Source organism: Agathobaculum sp. LCP25S3_E8, from assembly GCF_052117165.1.
Lineage (GTDB): Bacteria > Bacillota > Clostridia > Oscillospirales > Butyricicoccaceae > Agathobaculum.
Window position 1 is genome coordinate 1 of record NZ_JBQKJR010000026.1, and the last position, 20,177, is coordinate 20,177.

Genomic DNA, 20,177 nt, shown 5'->3' on the forward strand with positions numbered 1-20,177 from the left:
GTTGTGGAAGGAGAAGTCTTCTCCATTCATGTTTGTACTTTTTTGGCCTTTATACGCCAGAAACCCGGCTTATGCCTGACGCATAGGCCGGGTTTCTCGACAGACTGAGGCTTGGAACTCTGGTTCCAAGCCTTTTTTCTGTTTATTTATGTTCTTTTCCGCCGCATACTGCCCGCAAACAGCGCAATGCCTGCACAGAGCGCCGTCAATGCCAGCAGCGTAATCAGCCCGCCCAGCTGGATGGTGATATCTTCTACCGCGTACGGTTGCAGCGCAAATTCCTCGTAGCCGATATCCAGCCATAGTGCATTGGTCGGCAGCCAAATAACCGCATACACCGCCAGCATGACTGCACTGACGAACGGCACACGGCCGTGCGTCACACGCCACAGCACCAGCACCGCTGCGGCCAGAACCACTATTGCAAGGATGACACCGAGCAAGGTGCTTCGCCCTGCCGCATCGATTGCCCGCCCCATTGCCTCTCCCTCGACGATGGTCGGCTGCGGTTCTCCAAATTGAGGCATTTGTGAGAGTGCAGTCTGTGCGCGATTCCAGCCAATTACGCCCGCACCAATCAGGTAGGGCAGCAGCGGCAGCGCCACCGCAAGCGGACGGAAGCGCGTTTCCGACTTCATACGCCGGTAGGCTAACGAGAATACTCCGACCAATGCGAAGAACAGCGGCACGGATGCCATCGCGTAGAACAGCAGCCAAGGTTGATGGCTGTTGATGTTTACATCCCCTGCACTGAATACAATATAATAGCGACCGATTTTGGCAGCCTCATAGTCAAGTAACAGCCAGCTGAGCCGTTTGACCAGCCACCACACCAGCAATTCAAACACCCACACGATGCCGAACAGCCGGTCAGCCATGCGCACACGACGGCAACTGACGGCTGTATCCATGCCGAGCGCGGCAAAGCGGTCGCACTGTTTGCTGTGCCACACGCGAAACGCCACATAGACGATTAGCACAATCACCAGATTGCGCAGCACTGCCGCCTGCCCGAACAGGCTGCCGCAGTACATCGCCGCGAGGATGCACACCACCGCCGCGAGCAGCATTTTATCATCCGTGCTGCCCTGTCGGTCGGCAAGGTACTGCTGCGGCGTGAGAAAGTCCTCGAGCGGCGGCGCGCCGGGTTTTTCCTGCGGGCTGCCGCCGTCCTCCGGCGTGTCGGCTGCATCTGTTTGTTCTGACTCCTGCTTCTGCTCCCCGTGTACTTCTCCCGCCAGCAGTTCGTCGACCGTCAGCCCCAAAATCTGCACCAGCGGCGGCAGCAGCGTCACCTCCGGATAGCTCGCGCCGTTCTCCCATTTACTGACCGCCTTATCCGAAATCAGCAGCCGTTCCGCCAGCTGCTTCTGGGTCATCCCCAGCGCCTTGCGGCGCGCGGCGATGAGTGCCCCTGTATTCCTTGCATCCATATGCTCCACCTCCCTTTTCCTGCTTTCAGCATAGCAGAATGCGCCCCGCGCGGCAACCGACAGACGGAAGAAGGGCGCTCTACCAGCGGTAGAATGCCCTTCCAAAATGCGTCAATCAATGCAAATCCGCTTGAACATGCAATAATGCAATCCGTTTTCGTCCCGATATTCGCCGCGCTGCTCAAACGCGAATTTATGATAAAAGCCCTGTGCGCGCGCGTTCTCCGACGCAACATGCGCACATAAGTAATCCTTGCCGAGCGCGCGGTACACGCTGATGGCCTGCCCGAGAATCTGCCCGCTCAGGCCGCAGCCGCGATATGCTTTGTCGATGCAGAAGCCGCCGACCAGTCCCACGTCCGGCTCGTCATCATACCACGTTTTGAGGTAGACAAGCGACACGGGCGTGCCGTCCTCCAGACAGCCGAAGCAGCACGAGCGCGGCGACACGCGCTGCGCGCGCGTCACATCTGCAAGCAAGACGGCGGGGTCCAGCCCCGCGTCCGTGCCGTAGGCGTTTTGATGCAGCTCACGCATGAACGCGACGATTTTTGCCGCGTCCCCTTCATCCATCGGGTCGGCACGGCGAAACCAAATTTGCGGCGTGCTCGGCACGCCCTTGTTATCCGTCCAGCCGATGGAGGCAAAGGTGGACAGCTCCTGCGGCAGATGGGAAGCATCATTTTCATACACCACGTCAATATTCCCTTCCCCATCAAACTCGAATTTTGCAACGCAGGTGTTGTCGCCCCAGCCGATTTCTCCCATCTGCTCGGGCGCGAAGCCGTGCGCAATCGTGAGCGCGCCGCGAATCGCCGAGCCATGCGTCACAACCGCAAAGGATTTGCCGTCATTTTCGGCCACCAGTCGACGCACGCCATCCAGCATGCGCCGGCCGGCCTGCATGACGCTCTCGCCGTGCGGCGGCACCGCGTCCCACGGGCGCGCGCGCCAGACTGCATATTCTTCCGGCCAGATGCGCGGCAGCTCGGCCCACGGGATATCCTCCCAGTCGCCCATATCGATTTCGCGCAGCACCGGACGGATTTCCACATTCAAGTGATGCGGCGCGGCGACCGCTTTGGCAGTCGTGCGCGCGCGGAACAGGTCGGACGCATAGACCGCGTCGAGCGGTACTTTCTCAAACCGCTTCGCCAGATACGGCAGCTGCTGATACGCGCGGGGCGTGAGCAGACTGTCGTACTGCCCGTGGCAGCGGCGATAGACGTTGCCCTCAGCCTCGGCGTGACGGATGAGGTAAACCGTGGTCATGCTTTAGACCTCCACCGCGCCGGACAGCTCGGAAACCGACTTCACGCCGTGCGCGTCCATCCATTCTTCCAACTTGCGCAGCGCTTTGACGGGTGCCATTGGGTCGGCGAACATAACCGTACCCATTGCAATTGCATCCGCGCCCGCGAGCAGCATTTCCACGATATCCTTGCCCGTGCGGATGCCGCCCATACCGAGAATCGGCACGGAAACCGCCTTGCGCACCTGATAGACCATGCGCACCGCAACCGGGAACACCGCCGGGCCGGACAGTCCGCCCATGATATTGGACAGAATCGGCTTGCGCGTCTCAATATTGATGCGCATACCCAGCAGCGTGTTGATAAGGCTCAGCGCGTCCGCACCTGCGGCTTCGGCCGCGCGCGCAATCTCGGTGATATCGGTCACGTTGGGGCTGAGCTTGACAATCAGCGGCTTTTTTGCCTTTTTCTTGGCCGCCGACACAACTTCCTCGACCATATCCGGCCGCGTGCCGAACGCCATGCCGCCGCACTTCACGTTCGGGCAGGAGATATTCATTTCGATGAGGTCCACGTCCGCATCCGAAATCTTCTCGACCATGCCCTCGTATTCTTCGACCGTGTTGCCCGACACATTCGCAATAATTGCGGTGTCGTACTGTCGCAAAAACGGGATTTGTTCCTCAATGAAGCGGTCGATGCCCGGATTTTGCAGGCCCACGCAGTTCAAAATGCCCGCCGGAGTTTCCGCGATGCGGGGCGCGGGGTTGCCGAGGCGCTCGGTCGGCGTCAGACCCTTGACGCCCACGCCGCCAAGCAAGGACAAATCAAAAAACTCGCCGTACTCGTGACCGAAGCCGAACGTGCCGGACGCGGTCGTGATGGGGTTTTTCAGCTCTACGCCGCAGAAATTGACTCTCAAATCCGCCATTACCACTCGACCTCCTTTGCGTCAAACACCGGCCCGTCCTTGCAGACGTGACCGTATCGGGTTTCACCGTTCTCCGCCTTGAGCGCACACGCGCACACCAGACACGCGCCGATGCCGCAACCCATGCGCTCCTCCATCGAGACCTGACAGGGCAGGCCCGCCTCGTCCGCGATGGCGGCGATGGCTTTGAGCATCGGCTTGGGGCCGCAGGCGGCCACACCGGTCGCATCCCCCACCAGCTCCTTCAGTACGTCGGTGACAAAGCCATGCCGCGCATACGAGCCGTCATCGGTCGTGACAAACGCTTCGCAGACGGCCTTAAAATCGTCCTCGAGAATCACCGCGTCCTTGTTCCGGAAGCCGAGAACTGCGCGCGGCTGCGCACCTTCTCCCGCCGCTTTTTTCACGCATGCGAGCATAGGCGGCACGCCAATGCCGCCACCGATGAAGATGGGCTTTGCGCCGAGTGCAGCGGTGTCGAACCCATGGCCGAGCGGCCCAAGCACGTCCAGCTCGTCCCCCGCTTTACGGGCGGCGAGCCACTTGGTGCCCTCACCCTTGACCTGAAACACGATGCGCAAATTGCCATCCTGCCAGTCGCAAATCGAAATCGGACGGCGCAGCAGATTGCCCTCGCCGCACGCGATATGCACAAACTGGCCTACCTGCGTCTGTTCACAGATGGCGGACGCGTGCATGGTGATGGAATATAAGCCTTCGCCCAGCCGCGCACATTCCACGACCCGGCAGATTTCCTGAATCGACATACCTCTTTCCCCTTTCAGTCATTACTGCTTCTATTGTACAGGAATTTTGCGCAAAAGGGAACAAAAAAAGGACAGGCAAGCCTGTCCTTTTTCTTACATTACTTTTGCTTGACTGCGCCATCCTTGATGATATCCCAATTCTTGCGCAGGTAGTCCCAGCCGGAGTAAATTGTCACCAACGTAACCACCCAGCCGATAACGGCAATCAGACTAATGGTCTGCATGGATTCGGGTATCTGCTGTGTATACTGCGGCGGCATAAGCCAAATGGGGTTACGCAACCCAATGCTGGGAAGCGCGATGTAATACAGGTAAATTAGAATAACACCGCCGATCTGGACGCAGGTTTTGACCTTGCCCGTCCACGTTGCGGCAAGCACGCGGCCCTTGTTCGCCGCGACCACGCGCAGCGAGGTAATAATCAGTTCGCGTGCAAGGATAACGCACACCATCCAGCCCGCGATTGCGCCCTGCTCGGCGAACAGGATGAGCGCCGAGGATACGAGCAGCTTGTCTGCCAGCGGGTCGACAAACTTGCCGAAGTCGGTCACCTGATTATACTTGCGGGCGACATAGCCGTCCAGAAAATCCGTAAAACTCGCCACGCAGAACAGAACCAGCGCCACCACCGTCGCCGTCGGGAATATAAAGGTCGGCACATAGGTCTGTGAGGTTGTCACTTCATCATAGATAAACATCGGCTGCGACGCGAAATACAGGAAAAACGGAATCATCGCGATGCGCGTGAGCGTAATTTTATTGGCTGTTGTCATTTTTATTCCCCCTTCTGCCGGACACCGAGCAGGTCAGGCCCAAGGCTTTCGGTGATGCGCACCGGAACAAACATGCCCGCTTCGGGCGCGTCGTCGCTTTCAAAATACACATGCCCGTCGACCTCAACCGAGTCGGCATAGGTGCGGCCGTACCAGAGCTGCTGCTCGTCATCCCAGCCCTCGCACAAAACGTCCATCACTTCACCGTGACGCGCGGTGTTGTAGTCGTCGAGCACACCCGACTGCAATTCCTCCACAATCAGGCGGCGGTTGGCCTTGGTCTCTGCGTCAATCTGGTCGGGCAGCTCGGCGGCTTCCGTTCCCTCTTCGGGCGAAAACTCAAACACGCCGACGCGCTCAATCTGCGTCTCCTGCAAAAAGCTGCACAGCTCGGCAAACTCTTCCTCGGTTTCTCCCGGCAGGCCGACAATCAGGCTGGTGCGCAGCACCAGACCCGGAATACGCGCACGCAGCTTTTTAATAAGCGCGGCGAACTCTTCGCCGTCGCCCGGACGGTGCATTGCGCGCAGAATGCGCTTTGCTACATGCTGCAGTGGGATGTCCAGATAGTTGACGATTTTCGGCTCGGACGCAATCACGTCAATCAGCTCGTCGGTAATCTGGTCGGGGTACAGGTAATGCAGACGTATCCAAGTGAAATTCAGCTCACAAAGCTGCCGCAGCAGTTCGGGCAGCAAACGCTTATGCTCGGGCAGGTCCATACCATACTTGGTGATGTCCTGGGCAATAACAATAAGCTCCTTCACCCCGGCATCCGACAATTCCCGTGCTTCTTCCAGCAAAGCCCCCATTTCACGCGAACGATACGGCCCGCGCAGCTTGGGGATGATGCAGTAGCCACAGCGATTGGAGCAGCCTTCCGCAATCTTGAAGTAAGCGGTATAGGATGGGGTCAGACGGCTGCGATCGCCCTCAAGCGCCGCCGACGCCATATCCGCCATGTACGCGGCCTTTTGGCCGCCGAGCGCAGCATTTGCCGCGTCCACAATGTTTTCATAGCTGCCTGTACCACAGATGGCGTCAATTTCCGGCAGCTCCTTCTGCATTTCCTGCGCATAGCGCTGCACCAGACAGCCCGTGACAACCAGACCTTTCATGTTGCCGGTCTGCTTATACTGCGCGGTTTCGAGAATCGTCTCGATGGCCTCGCTCTTGGCCGCTTCGATAAAACCGCAGGTGTTGACCACACCCACGTCGGCCTCAGCCATATCCTCGGTAATTTCCCAGCCCGCTGCGCGCAGCAGGGCCAGCATATGCTCGCTGTCCACCAGATTTTTGGCGCAGCCGAGCGAGACCAATCCGATTTTCGGCATTGAATCTCTCCTCTCTGATAATTCACCTTATTATACAGGATATTTGTATATTTGTCACGCGAGAAGCACTTCCATCTCGCCGATAAGCGTATCAAACAGTTTGGTTGCGTCCTCAATCGGGGCGGGGCTTGCCATATCGACGCCCGCGCCGCGCAGGAGTGTAATCGGGTCGGCCGAGCAGCCGCCCGACAGGAATCCCAGATAGTCGCGCACCGCGCTTTCGCCCTCGCGCAGAATGCGGCGCGACAGCGCAATCGCCGCGGCGTAGCCCGTGGCGTACTGGTAGACATAGTAATCATAGTAAAAGTGCGGAATGCGCGCCCACTCGAGCGCAATCTCGTCATCGACCACCATGTCCGGCCCGAAATACTGCACATTCAAATCCTTGTACAGCGCGCACAACGCCTCGGCCGTCGTTCCTTCACCGCGCTGCGTCATTTCGTTGACGCGCAGCTCAAACTCCGCGAACATGGTCTGACGGTACAGCGTGCCGCGGAACTGCTCGAGGAAATGGTTGATAAGATAGGCGCGCTGCTTTTTATCTTCGGTGACCGACAGCAGATACTCCATCAGCAGCGCTTCGTTGCAGGTCGAGGCGACCTCGGCGACGAAAATCACATAATCCTGATAAGCGGTCGGCTGATGCTTGTTAGACAGATAGGAGTGAATCGCGTGACCCATCTCATGCACCAGTGTGAACACGTCGTCGAGCGTACCCTTGAAGTTCAAAAGCACATAGGGATGCACGCGCGCACCCGCGGAATACGCGCCCGAGCGCTTGCCTTCATTTTCGTATACGTCAATCCAGCCATTACTGAAACCCTCGCGCAGCAGGTTCAGATAGTCCTCGCCGAGCGGCGCAAGCGCTTTGAGCGCAATTTCCTTTGCCTGCTCAAAGGTGAATTTCATCTCCACGCCCTCGACCACCGGCACATACAGGTCGTACATGTGCAGTGCGTCCACGCCGAGCGCACGACGGCGCAGTGCAACATAGCGGTACATCGGCGCAAACGAACGATGCACTGCGTCGATGAGGTTATGGTAAATCTGCGGGTCGACCTCGGTGCCGTCCAGCGCGGCAGCAAGCGTTGAGGGGTATTTGCGGGCGTTCGAGAAGAACAGCAGCTGCTTCATCTGCGCGGACAGAATGGCGGCTGCCGTGTTGCGGAACTGACCATAAACCGAGTAAAGCGAGTCAAACGCCGATTTGCGCAGCATGCGGTCATAGGACTGCATCAGCGGGATATAGGTGCCGTGCGTGACAGGATGCTTCTTTCCGTCCTTATCCACAGCATCCGGAAACTTGAGGTCGGCATCGTTCAGCATGGAGAATACATCGTCAGGCGCGGCGGCCATTTCGCCCGCGGCGGCGAGCAGCGCCTCTTCCTTATCCGACAGCACATGCTCCTTGCGGCGGCGCACGCGGTCAATATTCTTGCGGTACAGCTCCAGCTCCGGAGCGGTTTGGTAGAAGCCCTCGAGCGTCTCGTCCGGAATGGCGAGCAGCTCGGGCGTCTGGAACGCCGCCGCCGACTGCAATTCAACTGCCAGCCGCGTCACCTGGCTGACCATCTCTTGATAGGCCGCAACGCGGGTGTCCTCATCGCTTTTGCGCTGCGCATAATGCACCAGCGCATCGAACGCAAGACTGATTTCATCGTCCAGCCGCAGATAATCCAGCAGCGTCTCGGCGCTCTCACCCAGTCGGCCGCAGAACGCACTGACACGGGGAATAAATTCCTTGGCCGCAGCAAGCGCCGCACGCCAATCATCATCGGTTGCAAACAAATCGTGAATCGCCCATTTGTCCTGCGCGGCCACGTCCGCGCGGGCGGGAATCTGCATGGTTTCCATGGAAATACTTCCTTTCCAATGTGAATTTCAATACTCTATTATGATACCCCAACTGCATGACGTATGCAAGCAAAGCGCGGTAAAATCGGCGGTTTTTCCGAAAAATACAAAAGAAGCGTGCTTTGCACGCTTCTTTTTATTCAAACGTATCCGGAATGCTCTGACCGTATTCCGCGAGGGCGTCGCGGATGTCCTGCCACGAAAAGCCGCGCCGCTGCAAAAAAGCAACTGCTTTGTCAATCTCCTTGCGGTCGGACACGTCGCCGCGCAGGCGCTTATCCAGCAACGCAACCAACTGCGCGCGGTCGGGCGAAAAGCCTGCGAGCGCGTTTTCCGCCGTCTCGCGTTCGACCCCGCGGCGCGTCAGCTCCTGCCGGATGCGCATTTCACCATATCCCTTGCGGGCACAGCTGCGCACGACGCTTTCCGCATAGGCCGTATCATCCAGCAAATGCCGCTCGGTCAGCCACGCGAGCGCATAGTCTGCGGCTTCTTCGTCGTGGCCCTTGTCCAGCAGCTTATCGCGCAAGCCTTTGGCGCTCAGCGCGCGGTAGGACAGCTGCTTGGCAGCGGCATCCAGCGCCGCGCGGTACTTATCCTCACTCATTCTTCGTCGAGGTCGTCAAAATCATCCGCGTCGATCGAAACCGCCTTGGACGAGCTGGCTTTGGATGCTGCGGGCTTGGCTGCCGGTGCGGCGACCGGCGTACCCGGCTTAGCTGTCATTGCCTGATGCGCACTGCGGCGCTCCTCCTCCACTTTTTCCATGATCTGCTTCTGCACATCGTCCGCAATATCCGGATGATCCTTAAAATACTGCTTGGCTGCGTCGCGGCCCTGACCCAGACGGGTTTCGCCCATCGAGAACCATGCGCCCGACTTGTTAACGATGCCATATTTGACACCCAAATCGACCAGTTCACTGGTACGCGAAATACCCTCGCCATACATAATGTCAAACTCGGCCTCCTTGAACGGGGGCGCGACCTTGTTTTTAACCACCTTAACGCGCGTATGGCTGCCAATCATCTCGGTGCCGTTCTTCAGGTGCTCCATGCGGCGCACATCCAGACGCACGGATGCATAGAACTTGAGCGCGCGGCCGCCGGTTGTAACTTCCGGACTGCCGTAAATTACGCCGACCTTTTCACGCAGCTGGTTGATAAAAATAGCAACGCAGTTGGACTTGGAAATCGAACCGGCCAGCTTGCGCATCGCCTGACTCATCATGCGGGCGTGCAGGCCGACAAACGAGTCGCCCATTTCGCCCTCAATTTCGGCGCGCGGGGTGAGCGCGGCAACCGAGTCGATGACCACAATATCAATTGCGCCCGAACGCACGAGCGCTTCCGCAATGTCCAGACCCTGCTCACCGGTATCCGGCTGAGAAACCAGCAGACTGTCAATATCCACGCCCAACGCCTGTGCATAGACCGGGTCGAGCGCATGCTCCGCGTCGATAAACGCGGCGGTACCGCCCATCTTCTGTGCCTCAGCCACGCAATGCAGTGCAACCGTGGTTTTACCGGAGGATTCCGGCCCGTAAATCTCCACAATACGGCCGCGCGGCAGGCCGCCGATACCCAGCGCGAGATCCAGTCCGATTGAGCCGGTCGGGATATGGTCAATATTCATACCGGCGTTTTCACCCAGGCGCATAACCGAGCCTTTGCCGAACTGCTTTTCGATCTGCCCGAGCGCGGCCTCCAGCGCCTTCTTTTTATCGGCCGCTGGCGCGACCGGTTCCAACTGTTTCTTGGTAGCCATGAAAAGCCTCCTGCACGTTTCAAAAATTCCTGCTCTTATTATAGCAGTGCCAAAAAACAAAAGCAAGAAAAATCGAATATTTGTTCGTTTTATTTTTGCAGAAAAAATGCCCACCAATAGGATGGGCATAGCATTCGTTTATTCCAATGGATCATTGATTTCCGTATTGTAGCCATAGACAATGCGCGGCACACCAGCCAAATCCTCCGTGATGCCGATGCCGGCAAAATGGTTTTCCTCCAGAATGGCCGCAACGTCAGTCGCCTGCTGCCAGCCGCACTCAAACAGGATTATGCCGCCGGGGACCAGCAGCGAACCCCATTTGGAACAGATCGATCGATAAAAATCCAGACCGTCCACACCGCCGTATAATGCCTCGTGCGGCTCGTAGTGATATACGCTTCTGTCCAGCTCACGCATTTCCGCACGGGTCACATAGGGCGGGTTGGACACGATAATATCATATTGTCCCATGTTGACCGGTGGACGGAACCGCACATCTGCATTGAGCGCGATAAATCTGTTTTGTACTCCCAGCCGCCGCGCGTTTTCCCGCGTAATGCGCAGCGCGCCTTCGGAATTATCCACAGCCGCAACATGCGCATCCTTTACCGTGTGCGCAGCGGCGATGCCGATGCAGCCCGAACCGCAGCATAGATCGAGAATGCGGGGCGAAACTTTTTTCTTTGCCTGCTCGATCACCATCTCGCACAGCGGCTCTGTATCCGCGCGCGGAATGAGGACGTTTTTATCCACCAGAAAGGTCAGACCGTAAAAATCCCATTCGCCGAGGATATAGGCCAGCGGTTCGCCGTCCAGACACTTATCACACAGTAAATGCGCGTAATCCACTGTCGCATCATCCAGGTAAAGGTGTCCCCATTCGCCCGTTTTATTCTTGTCAGCCTTACAGGCATAAGCGGTCAACTCGCGCGCAGACAGCGACGGCTGCGGGTCATCCGCCTCTTTGAGACGATGAAACAACTCCATATAGACATCGTTTATCGTTTTGGTCAATCAGATTCACCTCTTTTTGTGAAATGACGCGCAGGATAAAATTGCACCCCTCCCCTCTGGGGTGGCAACCGTGCAGGTTGTTCTGATCCTGCGAAATGGGGGGCCAGCCGAAAATAGGAATTCTGCTTTGCGCGCAGCGCGCCCTTGAGAAAAAAGGGGTGATTCACAAGAGGGGAGAAACCTTTGGTGTCTCCCCTCTTGTGTGCCTGCGGCGCACAGCCGCATCGTTTCTATCGTTTGGGTAACGCATCTTTACCAGTTATCCGACCCGTCATCCGGAATCACCGCTTTCATGCCGGTGATGGCAACCTCAATCATGGAGTCATCCGGCTCAAACACGGTCAGATGCTGAATCATCAGGCCGGGCCAGCGCAATGCGCGCGATACCAGACTCTCCGACCGCCCTGCATAGCGGTTAAACTCATAGCTGATGCCAACCACCAACGGCAGCAGAATCAGATGCGCCAGCATACGCAGAAACGGATTGGTGATGTCAATAATGGAAAACACGATAGACGAAACAATGGTCGCAATAATAATCAGCACAAACATAAAGCTCGTGCCGCAGCGGGGATGGTACTTTTTCTGACGGCGCACGTTCTCCACCGTCAGCTCCTCGCCCGCCTCGTAGCAAAAAATCGTTTTATGTTCCGCGCCGTGGTACTCAAAGGTGCGGCGAATATCCTTCATGTGCGATACCGACCACATGAAAATCAAAAAGATAATGACGCGCACAATGCCTTCCAGCACATTGCGGGCAAGTACCCCCCAGCTTTCCGGCACAAAGCCGCCGAGAAAGCTGGGCAGCAGCAGGAAAAGCGCAACCGGCAGCGCGATGCCGATGATGGTTGAGATACCGAGAATAAATTTATCCAACCCTTCCGAGCCGAACTTGCTTTCCACCCACAGTTCAAACTTGGAAGGCGGTACATCAACCTCCTCATCCTCAAAAAAGGATGCGGAATAGTTGATGGCCTGAATGCCGTCCTTCATGGCCATGAACAGGCCGTAAGCGCCGCGAAAGACCGGCTTTTTCCACAGTGCGGACGGCTGATGCGCGTCCTCTTCTTTTGTCACCAGTTCACCGTTGGCGCGGCGCACAACCGTACAGGTCTTTTTCGGGCCTTTCATGACGATGCCCTCAATGATGGCCTGACCGCCGATGGTGGTTTTCTTTTGCGTTGTCATGGGTTATCTCCTTCGGGGGTGTAGGGATTATCCGGAACTTTCGGAATTGCACCCGTAATACCGAGCGCTTCTTCGGCCTCGGCGGCGGGCAGCGTGACGGTCACAGTCGTGCCTGCGCCCAGCGTAGACGCGATATCCAGCGTACCGCCGTGCAGCGATACAATTTCATCCGTCACGGCAAGGCCGATGCCGCTGCCGCGCTGCTTGGACGAACCTTTATAGAATTTCTCCTTGACGAACGGCAGCTCGGCTTCCGGAATGCCCTGACCGTAATCGCGCACGCTTGTGACCACCTTGCCGCCGTCTCGCTGCAGGGTGATATCGATTTTCTTGCCGTCGCCACCGTACTTCGCGGCGTTATCCAGAATGTTGAGAAATACCTGCTTCATACGGTGACGGTCGCCGTTGATATAATAGTTGGCGTCTACGTCCTCATCATAATTGAGTTTGATTCCGCTCTTGTGCAGCAGATTTTCATACATGTAAACCGCTTCGTACAGCTCAATCGACAGGTCAAACAGCTCAACCTCCAGCTTCATACGACCGGACTCGATGCGTGCAAAGTCCAGCAGCTCTTCGACCATGCGTGTCAGACGGTTGGACTCCTTCTGAATGATGGTCAGGCCCTGCATGACCTCTTCCGGGTCCTCACCGCCGCCGGCGAGCAGCGTTTCGCTCCAGCCGCCAATCGCGGTCAGGGGCGTGCGCAGTTCGTGCGACACTGAGGAAATAAAATCGTTTTTCATGCGCTCGGCACGGCTGATTTCGTCCGACATATAGTTAATTGTATCGCATAACTCGCCAATTTCATCATCATAGGTTTTTTGCAATCGCACGCCATATCGGCCGGCTGCAATTTCCTTGGCAATGGTGTTGATTTTGAGCACCGGATCGACAATTGATTTGACAAAATAGGTGTTGGACGCAACCACCAGCATCAGGAAAATAAAGCAGGCCAGCAGCGCAATACCGATGATAATCCAGATCTGTCGCTCGACGATGCGCAGCGAGGTGATAAAGCGCACCCCGCCGATCAGATCGCCTCGCGCAGACAGCAGCGGCGCGGTCACGCTCATCACCCGTTCGTCCGAAAGCGGGTCACGGCCGGTGTAAATTGCAACCTTTTGTGTCGCAAGCGCCTGCGTAGCATCCTCCGTCGAGGCCATGCCGCCGCCCGACAGACCTGAGGTGGAAAGCAGAATGCGGCCGGTCGAGTCCAGAAACTGCTGCTCCAGCTTATCCTGCTCCTGAAAGGTCGTCACGGTCGATTCCGCCTGCGTATAAAACTGGTCGTACGTATCGGTGAAGTATTTGCGGAAGGTATCCGCTGCGGTGGTCGCGCGGGATACCAGATTATCCCGCACAGTCGCATAATAATAGCCCGATATGCCGACGGATATCAGGATCATCACGACCGCGAGGATAACAAGCACGAACGACAGTGAGTTCATCATCCATCGTCCCTTGATGCCGCCCGGAGAGTGCAGCACCTTGGGCACGGCCGGCTGCGGCGGCACTTCAGGCTTTTTCTTTTGTTTGTGATAATTCATAACAGGGGGCCTTTCTGCAAAATGCCGGTTTTCAGGCGGCAAAACGCCGCGGGAAGGCTAAATCAGCCTTCCCACATATAGCCGTAACCGCGCACAGTGACAATGTGCGTCGGTTCGGCCGGATCATCCTCAATTTTGATGCGCAGACGGCGGATATTCACGTCCACAATTTTCAGCTCGCCCACGTAGTGATGGCCCCACACCATCTCAAGCAATTCGTCACGCGAGAGCGCTTTGCCGATGTTCTCCATAAATGCCTTCAAAAGGCCGTACTCAATCTGCGTCAGCTCAATCTTGATGCCGTTCTTGAGTACCTCGCGCGCACGCAGGTTGAGCTTGAACGGACCGGACTTAATCACATCCTCCTCCGAGAAGGGCGAACCCGACACGCGGCGATACAGTGCGTCCACACGCGCGGCCAGCTCAATGACCGAAAACGGTTTGGTGACATAATCATCCGCGCCGTTCATCAGGCCGGTGACCTTGTCGGCCTCCTGTGTGCGGGCGGTCAGCATGATAACACCTGCTGCGTAGCCCGCCGCACGCATCGCGCGGCAGACCTCATAACCGTCAATGCCGGGCAGCATGACGTCCAACACTGCAACTGCGATATCCTGATTGGCATGGTATTTCTCCAGCGCCTGCTCACCGGTTTCCGCCTCTATCACTTCGTAACCGCTGCGCTTGAGGTTGAGCACCAAAAACGAGCGGATATTTTCTTCATCTTCCAATACCAGTATCTTACGCTTCATGGATAATCCTCCTTTTATTACAAACCATCAGTTATTCCAATCCTGTTTGACGAGCGAGAAACGATTTTTTATCTCCTCTGCACTGATTTGCAGTGAACTTTGCTCGTTCTCGTCCGCGATACGCGCGAAATACACCGCCTGCGTTGTCTGTCCAAGCTGCAGCAAATCGGTGCGGCCGGCATAATAATCCCGGTTAGAACCGGTGGCGCAGTAGATGGTAAAGAGCGGAATATGCCCGCCTCTGCCGACATATTCTGAAAATGACACAGCGCTCAAGCCGCTGTCGGTTGTTTTGGCTGCTGTAATACGGTCATGCCAGTCGGGGTCTATCACCAGACTCCATGCATCCGAAATATTCTGATAAGTGGTCATCACCAGAACGGGCGGCTCTTCTACGCTGTAAGCATACCAGTCAAGCATGAACACCGCGTCGGACGCTGCCGCATCCGTATAACCCGCCATAAGCACCGCGCGCGGAAGCTCGGTTACGCCGTCGTTGTTGACATCGGAGGCATAGACCGACACCGGTCGATAAGTGCTGCGGGTGATGGAATCCTCGCCGTCGAGCGCCAGATTGAGCAGCGTCTGGTCGGCAAACACAAAGATATCGGTTGTAAGACCCACACCGCTTGCCATCTTTTCTTCGGCAAACACCGCTGTATTATCGCCCAGCACATGACCGGTTCCCATTCGCTCCACAGAAACTGTTTCCGCACTGGTGGACGCTTCGCCGACCATCCACAGGCTACCGGCGTCGTACTGATACAGCCGTGCCACGCGCTTGCCTTCTGGTGCGGTGGTCAGCAGCAGCAGATCCTTCGCGCCATCGCCGTCCATATCGGTCAGCTCCATGGCAGAGTACTCAGTCTCGAGCAGCACAGCCGGTGCGCAGTCGGTGCCAAAGTTGCACATGGTCAGCGCGCCGGTGCCGTCTGCGGAAAGCCGCCAGGTAATAACCATGCCGCGGCGGCCGTCCGGCGTAATGACCGGATAATCCACCGACTGAATCGATGTGCCCGTCCCCTCAATCGATCCGGTGCAGACATAGCGCTCGTCCTGTTTCCGATAAACATATACCTTAAAATCATTGCTGGTTGCCGAGGAGGAGCCGCGGAAAAAAGAGATAGCCTCCTCTACGCCGTCGTTATCCAAATCAATCAGCTGAATGGAGGAGCGGTTTTCCCCCTCCACCGGCGCGGTGTAGGAGATGCCGGAGGCAATCTGTTTCTCCAGCTCAGCCTGCAATGTTTGATAATTTGTCGACGGTTTGGGCGCTGCCAGAAGGTCATCGCCCGAAGGAAACGTACAGCCGCTGAGCACCAGCAAAGACAGCAGTACGGATAGCATTCGAATCGGTTTCATGGATTTCTCCCATTCATAATACTGCAACAGATATACAAATTCAGTATAGCACAAACCGGCTTGCTTTGGTACTGGAAATTGTATAATTTTTATGCGTATTACTCAGATTTTCTGCATCAAAATGCTGCACCGCTTATTTCTTTTTTACCGTATTTTTAATTGACAAAACCGGGTGAAATGAGTATACTGTTGTTACGTCTTTTGACTAACCTATGCGGGTATGGCGGAATTGGCAGACGTGCAGGATTTAGGTTCCTGTGCCGCAAGGCGTGTGGGTTCGACCCCCACTACCCGTACCAATATGAAAAATCCGGATATCTCTCATATTGAGATATCCGGATTTACTTTTATTCTATTTATGCGCTGCCGTTTTGGAACATCAGCTGTCGTATTTTTCTGCTGCAATTTCCCACAGGTATAGGCCTGCTACGGTTGCATAAGGGGAGTACCTCGCGTGGTACTCCTCGAATTGCGCACGGCTCAATTCTTGTAATCCGTACAGGCGGCACATCCCCTTTCGGATGCCGAAATCGTCATACGCCAGTACATTCGGGCGCTCAAGCGAAAAGATGAGCAGCATTTCCGCAGTCCAGCGGCCTACGCCCGGCAACGCGGTCAGCGTTTTTATCACTTCTTCATCCGATTTATCCACAAGGCTGTGGATGGGCAGCGTTCCATCTTGTACAGCGCGCGCCGCCGCAAGCATATAGTTCGCTTTACGACCGGACATTCCACACGCGCGCAGCCCGCTCTCCCCTGCGGTCAGCACTGTTTCCGGTGTAATTTCTCCCAAACTGTCGCATAGTCTGCCCCATACCGTTGCCAGTGCTTTACCCGAAATTTGCTGTCCCGCTATCGAGTTGACCAAAGCTGTAAACAGGTTGGGGATAACTGCGCGCTCGATATGGCCGATACGAGCAATCGCTGCTCCTAAAATCGGGTCTTGCTCGGATAAATATGCGATTTCAGTTTTCCCATATTGAAAGATTCTCTGTTCCATATGTTACTCCCTATCAAAAAAGGGCGAGGTTTTCCCCGCCCTTTTTCTTATGCGTTTTTCTTGGCCTGCGCCTTTTGCTCAAAGCGCTCCTTGGCAACGATGGCGCGCTGATGCGTTCCCTCACCAATGAGGCCCGCCTCGTCATAAGCCGCCACCTTAAAGGTCAGCATCTTGCCGTTCGGCGCGATTTCTACCAACTCGGTCTCAACGCGCACTTCCATCCCTTCCGGCGTGGCCGCAACATGGCTGACATTCACCAGCGTGCCGACCGTGGTCTTTCCCTCTTCCAGATAGGGCGCAACGCTGCCCGCTGCGGTGTTCTCAATCGCCGCAATCATCATCGGCGTGGCAAAAACTGCGACCAAACCGCTGCCGACATTGCATGCGAGCTTGTCAGCCGTGACAACCAGCTTCTGCCCACCTTTGATTCCAATTTCCATATTCTTACTCTCCCTTTTTGCGGATTTCGGTCATGCCGCCCATATACGGCTGAAGCGGCTTCGGAATGGCAACCGATCCGTCTGCACGCAGGTTGTTTTCAAGGAAGGCAATCAGCATACGCGGAGGCGCAACTACAGTATTGTTCAGAGTATGCGCAAAGTACAACTCCTTGGAGTCCTTGCCACGCACGCGGATGCCCAGACGGCGCGCCTGTGCATCGCCAAGGTTAGAGCAGGAGCCGACCTCGAAATATTTCTTCTGACGCGGCGACCATGCTTCTACGTCGCAGGACTTGACCTTCAGGTCAGCCAAGTCGCCCGAGCAGCACTCAAGCGTGCGCACCGGAATATCCAACGTACGGAAGAAGTCGACCGTGTTCTGCCAGAGCTTATCATACCACATCGGGGATTCCTCCGGCTTGCAGACAACGACCATTTCCTGCTTCTCAAACTGATGAATGCGGTATACGCCGCGCTCTTCAATGCCGTGCGCACCGACTTCCTTACGGAAGCAGGGCGAGTAGCTGGTCAGCGTCTGCGGCAGGGTGGATTCATCGTTGATGGTGTCGATGAACTTGCCGATCATCGAGTGCTCGGATGTACCGATAAGATACAGGTCCTCGCCCTCAATCTTGTACATCATATTCTCCATTTCCTTAAAGGACATAACGCCCTTTACCACGTCACCGTGAATCATGAACGGCGGGATATAGTAGGTAAAGCCGCGGTCGATCATGAAATCACGTGCATAAGACAGAATGGAGGAATGCAGACGTGCGATGTCACCCTTGAGGTAGTAGAAGCCATTGCCCGAGGTGCGGCGGGCCGCATCCAGATCAATGCCGTCGAACGACTCCATGATATCCACATGATAGGGAATTTCGTAATCCGGCACAACCGGATCGCCGAACTTCTCGATTTCAACGTTTTCGGAATCGTCCTTGCCAATCGGAACCGACGGGTCAATGATGTTCGGGATAACCATCATGCGGTTTTTAACTTCCTCCGCATAGGTCTTTTCATCCTCTTCGAGCTTTGCCATCTCGTCGGCCATCGCCTTAACCTCGGCCTTGACCTTTTCCGCCTCGTCCTTCTGCCCCTTCGCCATCAGGCCGCCGATCTCCTTGGACTTCTTGTTGCGCTGTGCGCGCAGCTCATCACAGCGGGTTTTGGCTGCGCGGAACTTGGCGTCATACTCGATGACCTCGTCCACAAGCGGCAGCTTTTCGTCCTGGAACTTCTTTTTGATGTTTTCCTTGACTGCGTCCGGGTTCTGACGGACAAATTTGATATCCAGCATGATTTTGTTCTCCTTCTATTCTATTAATTTTTATTCTTCGCTTTTTTGGCTGTCGATTTGCTGCTGCACGGCTTCGAACAGCTTGTTGATATCCGCATCAAAGCCATCCTCTGTATTACCCAGCAGTCTATCCTTGCTGTATTTCTGCACCAACTCGTCATATGCCTGCTTGGCATCTGTCTGGTTATCTGCCAGCAGCTGTGCATTGATGCGAGCTAGAAGCGCATAAACCTCACGCTCGGCCATGCGCTGCTCGGTGGCACCCACCACATCGGTTTTTGCCAGTTCAGTGTCCAGCACCTGGCGCACCTTATCCAATGCTGCGCTTTGCACATCATATTGCGCCTGCAATTCTTCCATTTTTTGGGCTGCTCCTTGTGCAACCGTCTGCTGCTCATTCAGCTGATTGGTCAGCGTATCCAGTTGTCGGTCGGCACGCGCCTGTGCGACGTAACTGATGAGTATTAGTGCAATCGCCACAGAAAACAGACCAACAATATAAAAGGTCAATGTTGTGCGGCTGAGCTTTTTTTCGGGTTTTACCTGCTCAGGCTTTTTGTTTTCGTCCATAGCAGTGCCTCCTTACACGCGAAAACCGCGCAGCGCTTCAATCAGGCGTTCCAGATCGTCTGCGCCGTAGTATTCCAGCGATAGTGTGCCGCTGTTTTTGCCTTGTTCAATACTGATTTTGCGGCCAAGCACGCTTTCCAATTCCTTTTCAACCTCTGCGACATAGTCAACGGAAAAGTCTTTATGCTGCGGCTTAGGCGCCGGCTTTTTGTTCATACGCTTTGCCAACGCTTCTGCCTGCCGTACGCTCATGCCGACCATCTGCTTTGCCGCTTCTACACGCTTGTCCTCTTCTGCAACAGCCAGTACAGCACGCGCATGACCGCCGGACAGCTTCCCCTCCGACACCATGGTACGCACCTCATCCGGCAAAGCAAGCAGTCGCAGTGCGTTGGCTACCGCTGGACGGGATTTGACCACGCGATGAGCAACCTCCTCCTGCGTCATGCCAAACTGCTGCATGAGCAGGTCGTATCCTTCGGCTTCTTCAATCGGATTCAGGTCTTGTCGCTGTAAGTTCTCGATCAGCGCAAGCTCCATCACTTCGCTTTCATGTGCTTCAAGTACCATCGCGGGAAGCTCTTTCAGTCCTGCCAGACGCGCTGCGCGCCATCGACGCTCGCCGGCAATGATCTGATAGTACCCTTCTTTATCTCCCGGCCGCACGGTAATCGGTGTGATGATTCCATGCAGTCGAATGCTTTCGGCCAACTCTTCCAGCGCCTGTTGATCGAATTTTTTACGCGGCTGGTTGGGGTTCGGTTCAATTTTGGAAAGTGCAATCTGTGAAACGCTGTCGGTTGCGCCGGCAGCGCTCAAATCAGTCGCATCCGCACCGAACAGGTTGGACAGGCCGCCTCCCAATCCTTTTTTGGTTGACGCCATG

At 56.0% G+C, this 20,177-nt stretch carries 19 protein-coding genes and 1 tRNA gene; 1 reads left to right on the forward strand and 19 read right to left on the reverse strand.

Features of this window, described 5'->3' with window-relative positions:
- Nucleotides 1–146 precede the first annotated feature (146 nt).
- The 14 genes from ACTQ34_RS09925 to ACTQ34_RS09990 form a co-directional block, all read right to left on the reverse strand.
- On the reverse strand, nucleotides 147–1,433 hold the full coding sequence (locus tag ACTQ34_RS09925) for a helix-turn-helix domain-containing protein (protein WP_441363672.1): 1,287 nt from the start codon (nucleotides 1,431–1,433) through the stop codon (nucleotides 147–149).
- A 111-nt stretch (nucleotides 1,434–1,544) separates the two neighbouring features.
- On the reverse strand, nucleotides 1,545–2,705 hold the full coding sequence (locus ACTQ34_RS09930; protein ID WP_441363673.1) for a GNAT family N-acetyltransferase: 1,161 nt from the start codon (nucleotides 2,703–2,705) through the stop codon (nucleotides 1,545–1,547).
- A gap of 3 nt (nucleotides 2,706–2,708) precedes the next feature.
- Nucleotides 2,709–3,617, reverse strand: coding sequence for a dihydroorotate dehydrogenase (locus ACTQ34_RS09935; protein ID WP_441363674.1), 909 nt, complete (start codon nucleotides 3,615–3,617; stop codon nucleotides 2,709–2,711).
- Complete coding sequence (locus ACTQ34_RS09940) at nucleotides 3,617–4,384, reverse strand: dihydroorotate dehydrogenase electron transfer subunit (protein WP_441363675.1); 768 nt, start codon at nucleotides 4,382–4,384, stop codon at nucleotides 3,617–3,619. Before ACTQ34_RS09940 ends, ACTQ34_RS09935 begins: the two co-directional genes overlap by 1 nt.
- 98 nt (nucleotides 4,385–4,482) lie before the next feature.
- Nucleotides 4,483–5,157 carry a CDP-diacylglycerol--glycerol-3-phosphate 3-phosphatidyltransferase gene (gene pgsA / locus ACTQ34_RS09945; protein WP_441363676.1) on the reverse strand — a complete coding sequence of 225 codons (675 nt, stop codon included), beginning with the start codon at nucleotides 5,155–5,157 and terminating at the stop codon, nucleotides 4,483–4,485.
- A gap of 2 nt (nucleotides 5,158–5,159) precedes the next feature.
- The gene (rimO, locus tag ACTQ34_RS09950; protein ID WP_441363677.1) at nucleotides 5,160–6,491 is read right to left on the reverse strand and encodes a 30S ribosomal protein S12 methylthiotransferase RimO; all 1,332 of its coding nucleotides are present in this window, start codon (nucleotides 6,489–6,491) and stop codon (nucleotides 5,160–5,162) included.
- 54 nt (nucleotides 6,492–6,545) lie between these two features.
- On the reverse strand, nucleotides 6,546–8,345 hold the full coding sequence (gene pepF / locus ACTQ34_RS09955; RefSeq protein WP_441363678.1) for an oligoendopeptidase F: 1,800 nt from the start codon (nucleotides 8,343–8,345) through the stop codon (nucleotides 6,546–6,548).
- A gap of 136 nt (nucleotides 8,346–8,481) precedes the next feature.
- Nucleotides 8,482–8,952: a regulatory protein RecX gene (locus tag ACTQ34_RS09960; RefSeq protein ID WP_441363679.1), complete on the reverse strand. Its 471-nt coding sequence runs from the start codon at nucleotides 8,950–8,952 to the stop codon at nucleotides 8,482–8,484.
- Nucleotides 8,949–10,112 carry a recombinase RecA gene (gene recA / locus ACTQ34_RS09965; protein ID WP_441363680.1) on the reverse strand — a complete coding sequence of 388 codons (1,164 nt, stop codon included), beginning with the start codon at nucleotides 10,110–10,112 and terminating at the stop codon, nucleotides 8,949–8,951. The genes ACTQ34_RS09960 and recA overlap by 4 nt, the downstream gene beginning before the upstream one ends.
- A 138-nt stretch (nucleotides 10,113–10,250) precedes the next feature.
- Nucleotides 10,251–11,129 (reverse strand): peptide chain release factor N(5)-glutamine methyltransferase, encoded by an 879-nt coding sequence (gene prmC / locus ACTQ34_RS09970; RefSeq protein ID WP_441363681.1) that lies wholly within the window; start codon nucleotides 11,127–11,129, stop codon nucleotides 10,251–10,253.
- 252 nt (nucleotides 11,130–11,381) lie between these two features.
- Nucleotides 11,382–12,317 (reverse strand): DUF1385 domain-containing protein, encoded by a 936-nt coding sequence (locus ACTQ34_RS09975; RefSeq protein WP_441363682.1) that lies wholly within the window; start codon nucleotides 12,315–12,317, stop codon nucleotides 11,382–11,384.
- Nucleotides 12,314–13,867: a sensor histidine kinase gene (locus ACTQ34_RS09980; RefSeq protein ID WP_441363683.1), complete on the reverse strand. Its 1,554-nt coding sequence runs from the start codon at nucleotides 13,865–13,867 to the stop codon at nucleotides 12,314–12,316. Before ACTQ34_RS09980 ends, ACTQ34_RS09975 begins: the two co-directional genes overlap by 4 nt.
- 62 nt (nucleotides 13,868–13,929) lie before the next feature.
- Complete coding sequence (locus ACTQ34_RS09985) at nucleotides 13,930–14,619, reverse strand: response regulator transcription factor (protein WP_297274701.1); 690 nt, start codon at nucleotides 14,617–14,619, stop codon at nucleotides 13,930–13,932.
- Between the two features lie 27 nt (nucleotides 14,620–14,646).
- A complete protein-coding gene (locus ACTQ34_RS09990; protein WP_441363684.1) occupies nucleotides 14,647–15,981 on the reverse strand; it encodes a hypothetical protein in 1,335 nt (444 codons plus the stop codon).
- Between the two features lie 214 nt (nucleotides 15,982–16,195).
- Here ACTQ34_RS09990 and ACTQ34_RS09995 point away from each other — a divergent pair.
- A tRNA-Leu gene (locus tag ACTQ34_RS09995) sits at nucleotides 16,196–16,280 on the forward strand.
- 80 nt (nucleotides 16,281–16,360) lie between these two features.
- On the opposite strand, the gene ACTQ34_RS10000 is transcribed toward ACTQ34_RS09995, so the two are convergent.
- From ACTQ34_RS10000 to ACTQ34_RS10020, 5 genes are read right to left on the reverse strand one after another with little or no spacing between them, the layout of a single operon-like run.
- Nucleotides 16,361–16,981 carry a DNA-3-methyladenine glycosylase family protein gene (locus tag ACTQ34_RS10000; protein WP_441363685.1) on the reverse strand — a complete coding sequence of 207 codons (621 nt, stop codon included), beginning with the start codon at nucleotides 16,979–16,981 and terminating at the stop codon, nucleotides 16,361–16,363.
- Between the two features lie 47 nt (nucleotides 16,982–17,028).
- Complete coding sequence (locus tag ACTQ34_RS10005; protein WP_441363686.1) at nucleotides 17,029–17,421, reverse strand: thioesterase family protein; 393 nt, start codon at nucleotides 17,419–17,421, stop codon at nucleotides 17,029–17,031.
- Between the two features lie 4 nt (nucleotides 17,422–17,425).
- Nucleotides 17,426–18,721, reverse strand: coding sequence for a serine--tRNA ligase (serS, locus tag ACTQ34_RS10010; RefSeq protein ID WP_373165434.1), 1,296 nt, complete (start codon nucleotides 18,719–18,721; stop codon nucleotides 17,426–17,428).
- A 30-nt stretch (nucleotides 18,722–18,751) separates the two neighbouring features.
- Nucleotides 18,752–19,291, reverse strand: a complete 540-nt coding sequence (locus ACTQ34_RS10015; protein WP_441363687.1) for a hypothetical protein — start codon at nucleotides 19,289–19,291, stop codon at nucleotides 18,752–18,754.
- A 12-nt stretch (nucleotides 19,292–19,303) separates the two neighbouring features.
- Entirely contained in the window at nucleotides 19,304–20,176 is an 873-nt protein-coding gene (locus ACTQ34_RS10020; RefSeq protein WP_441363688.1) for a ParB/RepB/Spo0J family partition protein, read from the reverse strand.
- Nucleotide 20,177: the final 1 nt, after the last annotated feature.